A 6,198-nucleotide genomic window follows, 5' to 3' on the forward strand; every position below is an offset into this window, starting at 1 on the left:
GGTTCCGGTTTCTGAAGGACCCCCTGTTCTTTGCGGAGAGCACCTTCTTGAAGCGGCCCGAGCGGGTGATGGCCCTGGGGATGGTGATGGCCCTGGCCCTTTTGGTGTACGCCCTGGGGGAGTGGGCGCTGAGGCGGAGGCTTTGGGAGGCGGGGTCCAGCCTGCCGGACCAGAAGGGGAGACCCACAGCCAAGCCCACCTTGCGCTGGGTGTTTCAACTGTTCATGTGGGTCCGCCTGGTGGAGCTGGGGGGCAAGTGGCTGGTTCTCAACCTGGCGCCCCATCACGAGACCGCGGTGCGCCTCCTGGGGGCCGGGCGATATTACCTGCTGGAGTGAAGGGGGTGCGGAATGTGGGTTAGCGCCAAGGGCCTCGCCTTGGAGCAGACCCTGGCCCTCCTTTGAGGCGAGAAGCTTTCCATGAACGGCCAAGAGGGGAAGGCGGGGAAGCTTCCCTCGTTCTCAGGTACGACCACGGCCAGGGCAAGATCCTCCTTTTCTTCCCCGAGCGTGAGCTTGCAGGGTGACGGCCAAAAAACTTTCGCTAGTATGTTCTCAAGTGGATATGCCCGACGATCGTGAGGAAACAGGAAAGCGCGGCGCCTGGGAAAAATGGGAGTGGAACATCCTGGCCGAGGCGAGGGGCAAGGGTGAGGAGGGAAGGGCTTGGCTCTTCGGCGCGGCCGCTGGACTCGCCGTCCGCTTCTTGTTCGCAGAAAATCTGGAGATGGTCCAAAAGCTTGCGAGGGGGAACCCGGTTACCAGAACGACCTGGGAACTCGCCTGGCGGCTTTTTGACGGTTACGGGATAGACCTCTCCCTCCGTCTGGCCTCTTTAGCCGAAGAAATAGGAGGGGAGGTCGAGAACGCAGAAGGCCGCTTCGCTTGGATCAGGGGCTTCATGGGGGGCTATTTCTCCTCCAGGGAACTCCGCACCAAGCTCTAAGTCTTGGCCCTCCTCTCCTGCCCTCAGCCAGCCCTGCCAGCATCCGACAGGTGGGGGCTGGGTAAACGGCCCTGAAAAAACTCCGCCGCTTGGGATGGGCCACCAAGCGATGGAGCCAAGGCCACCCCTCAGGCCCCGCCCCCAAAAGCGCCCGCATCCCCTAGGCCAAGAGCAGAAGCGAAAGCCACCCCAAAAGGCTCGCCTGGTGCCGGTCCAGCCCTAGCCCTGCCCCCTCCGCGATCCGTGTCCGCAACGCATATCCCTGGGGCAGGCTTAAGGTGGGCGCTGTAGGGCAAACGGATGAGAGCCCAGGCGCAAGCCTCCTTGACAGGTAGGAAACCAACCACATATACTCCCAAGCCAGAGGAGGCAGGATGAAACTCGGCAAGCTTACCTTAGGCATAGCCATAGGCCTTCTCGCTGCCCTAGGCCCGGCCTGGGCGCAGCAGTCGCGTTTGGACGTGGTGAAGAACCGGGGCCGCCTCGTCTGCGGGGTGAACGCCGTCCTCCCGGGGTTTGGCTTCCTGGACCAGAAGACGGGAAAGTACACCGGCTTTGACGTGGAGTTCTGCCGGGCGGTGGCCGCGGCCCTCTTCGGGGATCCCGACAAGGTGGACTACGTGCCCCTGGACGCCCGGGTCCGGTTCCAGGCCGTGCAGAACGGGGAGGTGGACGTGGCCTTCCGTAACACCACGGTCACCGCCAACCGGGACGGGGCCTTAGGCGTGGACTTCCTGCCCGTCACCTTCTACGACGGCCAGGGGGTCATGGTGAAGAAGGGGCGGGCCAACAGCCTCCGGGAGCTCCAGGACGCCACCTTCTGCACCACCCAGGGCACCACCAACGAGAAGAACATCACGGACTATATCCGGGCCCAGAGGTGGCGCAATGCTAAGGTCCTCACCTTTGAGGACGGGGCTAAGGTAATGAACGCCTTCCTCCAGGGGCGGTGCGACGCCTTCACCGCCGACAAGTCCCAGCTGGTGGGGTACCGGGCCACCGCTCCCAGGCCCGAGGAGCTCGTCATCCTGAAGGAGACCATTTCCAAAGAGCCCTTGGCGGGCTTCGTGCGGGAGAACGACTCCCGCTGGCGCGATGCCTTGAGCTGGATCGTCTACGCCACCATCCAGGCGGAGGAGTACGGCATCACCCAGAAGAACCTGGACCAGTTCCTCAAGAGTGAGGTGCCCGAGATCCGGCGCTTCCTGGGCCTCGAGGGCACCTTGGGCCAGGACCTGGGCTTGCCCCGGGACTTCGTGGTGCGGGTGATCCGGGCCGTGGGCAACTATGGGGAGATCTACGACCGCTTCTTCGGGGCCAAGAGCCCCTTCTACATCCCCCGCACGGGGACGCTAAACGCCCTCCAGCGCTTCGGAGGCCTCATGTACAGCCCGCCCTTCCGCTAACCCCCCGATGCCCCGGGCTAAGGACCTCCTCCTCCAGGCTGTGGTCCTGGGCCTCGTGGCCTGGGGCCTCCTCTCCCTCCTCGCCGAGGCCCGGTCCCGCATGGCCGCCCAGGGGATCCCTTTCAGCTTCGCCTTCCTCTCCCAGGAGGCGGGGTTTAGCCTGAGCGAGGGGCTGACCTACGCCCCCGGGGAGGGGCTACGCCCCTTCTTCCCCTCGGACACCTACCTCCAGGCCCTCCTCGCGGGCTTCCTCAACACCCTCAAGGTGGCCCTCTTGGGCATCTTCCTGGCCACCTTTCTCGGCCTCCTCGTGGCTGCGGGCCGCCTCTCCGCCAACCCCTTGGCCCGGGCTCTGGCCGCGGGCTATGTGGAGGTCATCCGGAACACCCCCCTTCTCCTCCAGCTTTTCGTTTGGTATTTTGCCGTGCTCCTCAAGCTGCCTTCCTGGGAGAACGCCCTCTCCTGGGGCGGGGTCCTCCTCTCCCAGCGGGGCCTGGTGCTTCCCCAGGTGGGCCTTGGGGGCGGGGTCCTGGGGCTGGCCCTTGGGCTTTTCGCCGGGTTCTTCCTGAGGAAGAGGCCTCTTTGGGCCTTGGGGGCGCTCTTCCTGGGGGTTTTCCTGGGCTGGGTCCTCTGGGGGCCTCCCCTCGTCTTCGCCCCGCCCCAGAAGGAGGCCTTCGGCCCGCGGGGAGGCCTCCTCCTCTCCCCGGAGTTCGCCGCCCTCCTCTTCGGCCTGGTGGTCTACACCGCGGCCTTCATCGCCGAGGTCTTCCGGGGGGCCATCCTGGCGGTGCCCAGGGGGCAGTGGGAGGCGGCCTACGCCCTGGGCCTCGAGGGCCGGGACGCTTTCCGCCTCATCGTCTTGCCCCAGGCGGTGCGCATCGCCGTCCCGCCCCTCGCCAACCAGTACTTGAACCTGGCCAAGAACACCTCCCTGGGGGTGGCGGTGGGCTACCCGGACCTCTTCTCCGTGTATGGCACCGTGGCCAACCAGTCGGGCCGGAGCCTCGAGGCCATCCTCCTGGTCATGGCCGTGTACCTGACCCTGAGCCTCGGCATCAGCGCCGCCGTCAACACCTATAACCGGCGCGTGGCCCTGAGGTGGCGGCTATGAGGCTTCTCAAGGCCCTCTTCGGGACCCCAGGCAACGCCCTGGTCTCCCTCCTCCTCCTGGCCTTCCTGGGCTGGCTGGGCCAGGCCCTCCTCCTCTGGGGCCTCAGGGCGGAGTGGCGGGTGGTGGGGGAGAACCTCCCCTACTTCTTCGTGGGCCAGCTGCCCAAGGAGCACCTGCCCCGGGTGGGGGGCTTCCTCCTCTTCCTCGCCTTGGCCCTTCTCGGGTGGCTGGGAAGCCTCCGGGTGGTCCGGGTGCCCAGGCCCCGCCTCCTCTCCCTGCTCGGGCTTCTAGGTAGCCTCTTCCTCCTGCCCTGGCCCCCCACCCTCTGGGGGGGCCTCCTCCTCTCCTTCCTCCTCTCCGGGGTGGCCATGCTCCTCGCCTTCCCCCTGGGGGTGGCCCTGGCCTTCGGGCGGCAGGCCCGGCTTCCCGTTTTGCGCCTCATCGCCATCGCCTTCATAGAGGGGGTGCGCGGGGTTCCCCTGGTCTCCCTCCTCTTCCTGGCCTTCGTGACCGTGCCCCTCTTCCTGCCGGAGGGCGTTCGCCTTCCCCAGGTGGTGCGGGCCCTGGTGGCCTTCACCCTCTTCGCCGCCGCCTACTTGGCGGAGAACGTGAGGGGAGGGTTGCAGGCCGTGCCCAAGGGACAGTGGGAGGCGGCCTTCAGCCTGGGGCTCACCCCGTTTCAAGCGGTGCGCTACGTCATCCTCCCCCAGGCCCTGAGGGCGGTGGTGCCGGCTTTGGTGGGCCAGTACATCGCCCTCTTCAAGGACACCTCCCTGGTGGCCCTCATCGGGATCCTGGACCTCATGGGGGTGGCCCGGGCGGTTCTCGCTAACCCTCAGAACGTGGGCCTGGAGCGGGAGGTCTACCTTTTCCTGGCCCTGGTCTACCTACTGGTGAGCGGGAGCTTTTCCTACCTGGGAAGGCTTCTGGAACGGGGCCTCGGCCTGGGGGTGAGGTAGCGTGGAGCCCATCATCCGAATCCACAACCTGCACAAGTGGTTCGGCCCCCTGCACGTGCTCAAGGGGATCCACCTGGAGGTGGCCCCGGGGGAGAAGCTCGTCGTCATCGGCCCCTCGGGCTCGGGGAAGAGCACCCTCATCCGCACCATCAACCGCCTGGAGGACTTCCAGGAGGGGGAGGTGTGGGTGGACGGCCTGAACGTCAAGGACGACCGGGCCCTCCGGGAGGTCCGGCGGGAGGTGGGGATGGTCTTCCAGCAGTTCAACCTCTTCCCCCACATGACCGTCTTGGAGAACATCACCCTGGCCCCCATGCGGGTGCGGCGCTGGCCGAAGGAGAAGGCGGAGAGGAAGGCTTTGGAGCTTTTGGAGCGGGTGGGAATCCTGGACCAGGCGGGGAAGTACCCGGCACAGCTTTCCGGGGGGCAGCAGCAGCGGGTGGCCATCGCCCGGGCGCTCGCCATGGAGCCCAAGGTGATGCTTTTTGACGAGCCCACGAGCGCCTTGGACCCGGAGATGGTGGGGGAGGTGTTGGACGTGATGCGGGACCTGGCGCGCGGGGGCATGACCATGCTGGTGGTGACCCACGAGATGGGCTTCGCCCGGGAGGTGGCGGACCGGGTGGTCTTCATGGACGGGGGGCAGATCGTGGAGGAGGGGAGGCCGGGGGAGATCTTCACCGCCCCCAAGGAGGAGCGCACCCGGGCCTTCCTGGAGCGGGTCCTCCACCACTAGGCACCCGGAGCACGCGAGGATCCCCCTACGCACCTCCGGACTCCGATCTTGGGCCTTCTTCTCCCCAGGGCCTGCGCTCAAGGGGTCCCCTGGGGGTGCACGTGCCCCGCAAACCCCCGGAGCCGACATTCTGCACCCCTCCCGTTTGGACCGTACACCTCTACTTGGGCTTAGGGCGGCTGAAAAACCTCCGGGAGGGCAAGGGCTGCCCCAAGTGCGAGACCGCCCAGGCCGTGGTGGCCTTCATCCTGGCCGCGTGGGCGCTGTGGCAGGCCTACCGGGGGTAGGATGAGGGTATGATAAGAAATCCCCCTGATCCATTCCCTCAGCATCCTCCCGGCCACCAGTGAAAGAGGGTATGGCTCCGAATCAGGCCCGGCTGGGTCTGCAGGGTTGGAGCTCGGGAGAGTAGGGGGGCAGGAAGACCAAACCCACCCCCTCTGGCACCTCCACCCGCCCCGACACGTGCCACCCCGCCCGGTCCAAGACCAAAAGCAAAAGCTTCCCCTCCCCAGCCCCACGCAACCGGGCAAAGCGCCCCAGGACCTCCGAGAAGGCCACAGCGTTCACCGTGGGCAAAAGCCAAAACTCGCTCTCCCCCGTACCCGGACGCACGAAGCCGTACACGTAAAGCCACCGGTACCGCGGCCGCACCCAGGCCAGGGGCGTCTTCCCCCGGGGCGCCCACACCCGCCGGTACATGGGCTTCAGGCCCAACCTGTGCCCAAGGTACGCCCTTCGGGCGTGACCGTCAGAAGCCCAGACCTCCAGGACAAGCCAGGGGAAGAGGTACTTCAGGAGGACGACGGTGAAGAAGAGTTTTTTTTGAAGGCCTCTCCTTCTTCCACGCCCCTCTCCCGGTGCCGGGGACGGGGGCGGAGGGGGGCGAAGCCCAGGCGCTTCATCCAGGTCCAGGCCCGCCTGGGGTCCACGGGACGGCCTAGCCTCTCCGAGAGCCACAGGGCGGCGTTCCTTATGGTCCATATCCCGTCCTGGGGATGGGGCTGGAGGAGGGCCTGGCGGAAGGCTTCCTGAAGCTCC

The 6,198-nt window shown here is 66.7% G+C and carries 8 protein-coding genes and 1 pseudogene; 7 read left to right on the forward strand and 2 right to left on the reverse strand.

What is annotated here, in order from left to right:
- The 7 genes and pseudogenes from BLP62_RS12910 to BLP62_RS14470 form a co-directional block, all read left to right on the forward strand.
- Window positions 1-338, forward strand: a pseudogene (locus tag BLP62_RS12910) (IS1634 family transposase); the annotation flags it as partial.
- 226 nt (window positions 339-564) lie between these two features.
- A complete protein-coding gene (locus BLP62_RS12915) occupies window positions 565-945 on the forward strand; it encodes a hypothetical protein (RefSeq protein ID WP_093008697.1) in 381 nt (126 codons plus the stop codon).
- Between the two features lie 374 nt (window positions 946-1,319).
- Window positions 1,320-2,351, forward strand: coding sequence for an amino acid ABC transporter substrate-binding protein (locus BLP62_RS12920; protein WP_093008698.1), 1,032 nt, complete (start codon window positions 1,320-1,322; stop codon window positions 2,349-2,351).
- Between the two features lie 7 nt (window positions 2,352-2,358).
- Window positions 2,359-3,462 carry an amino acid ABC transporter permease gene (locus BLP62_RS12925; RefSeq protein ID WP_093008699.1) on the forward strand — a complete coding sequence of 368 codons (1,104 nt, stop codon included), beginning with the start codon at window positions 2,359-2,361 and terminating at the stop codon, window positions 3,460-3,462.
- Window positions 3,459-4,421, forward strand: a complete 963-nt coding sequence (locus BLP62_RS12930; protein WP_093008700.1) for an amino acid ABC transporter permease — start codon at window positions 3,459-3,461, stop codon at window positions 4,419-4,421. Before BLP62_RS12925 ends, BLP62_RS12930 begins: the two co-directional genes overlap by 4 nt.
- 1 nt (window position 4,422) lies before the next feature.
- Complete coding sequence (locus BLP62_RS12935) at window positions 4,423-5,157, forward strand: amino acid ABC transporter ATP-binding protein (RefSeq protein WP_093008701.1); 735 nt, start codon at window positions 4,423-4,425, stop codon at window positions 5,155-5,157.
- Window positions 5,158-5,321: 164 nt separating this feature from the next.
- Window positions 5,322-5,444: a hypothetical protein gene (locus BLP62_RS14470; protein WP_277621434.1), complete on the forward strand. Its 123-nt coding sequence runs from the start codon at window positions 5,322-5,324 to the stop codon at window positions 5,442-5,444.
- 82 nt (window positions 5,445-5,526) lie between these two features.
- On the opposite strand, the gene BLP62_RS12945 is transcribed toward BLP62_RS14470, so the two are convergent.
- Window positions 5,527-5,859 carry a transposase gene (locus tag BLP62_RS12945; RefSeq protein WP_093008703.1) on the reverse strand — a complete coding sequence of 111 codons (333 nt, stop codon included), beginning with the start codon at window positions 5,857-5,859 and terminating at the stop codon, window positions 5,527-5,529.
- 92 nt (window positions 5,860-5,951) lie between these two features.
- A partial coding sequence (locus BLP62_RS12950; protein ID WP_143004377.1) for a winged helix-turn-helix domain-containing protein occupies window positions 5,952-6,198 on the reverse strand: 247 nt, incomplete at its 5' end.

It is taken from the genome of Thermus arciformis (assembly GCF_900102145.1).
GTDB lineage: Bacteria > Deinococcota > Deinococci > Deinococcales > Thermaceae > Thermus > Thermus arciformis.

Bases quoted from the DNA above. Each gene is read 5' to 3' on its own strand.
- BLP62_RS12945 (WP_093008703.1), bottom strand. From the start codon at position 5,859: ATGTACCGGCGGGTGTGGGCGCCCCGGGGGAAGACGCCCCTGGCCTGG.
- BLP62_RS12925 (WP_093008699.1), top strand. From the start codon at position 2,359: ATGCCCCGGGCTAAGGACCTCCTCCTCCAGGCTGTGGTCCTGGGCCTC.
- BLP62_RS12930 (WP_093008700.1), top strand. From the start codon at position 3,459: ATGAGGCTTCTCAAGGCCCTCTTCGGGACCCCAGGCAACGCCCTGGTC.
- BLP62_RS12915 (WP_093008697.1), top strand. From the start codon at position 565: ATGCCCGACGATCGTGAGGAAACAGGAAAGCGCGGCGCCTGGGAAAAA.
- BLP62_RS12920 (WP_093008698.1), top strand. From the start codon at position 1,320: ATGAAACTCGGCAAGCTTACCTTAGGCATAGCCATAGGCCTTCTCGCT.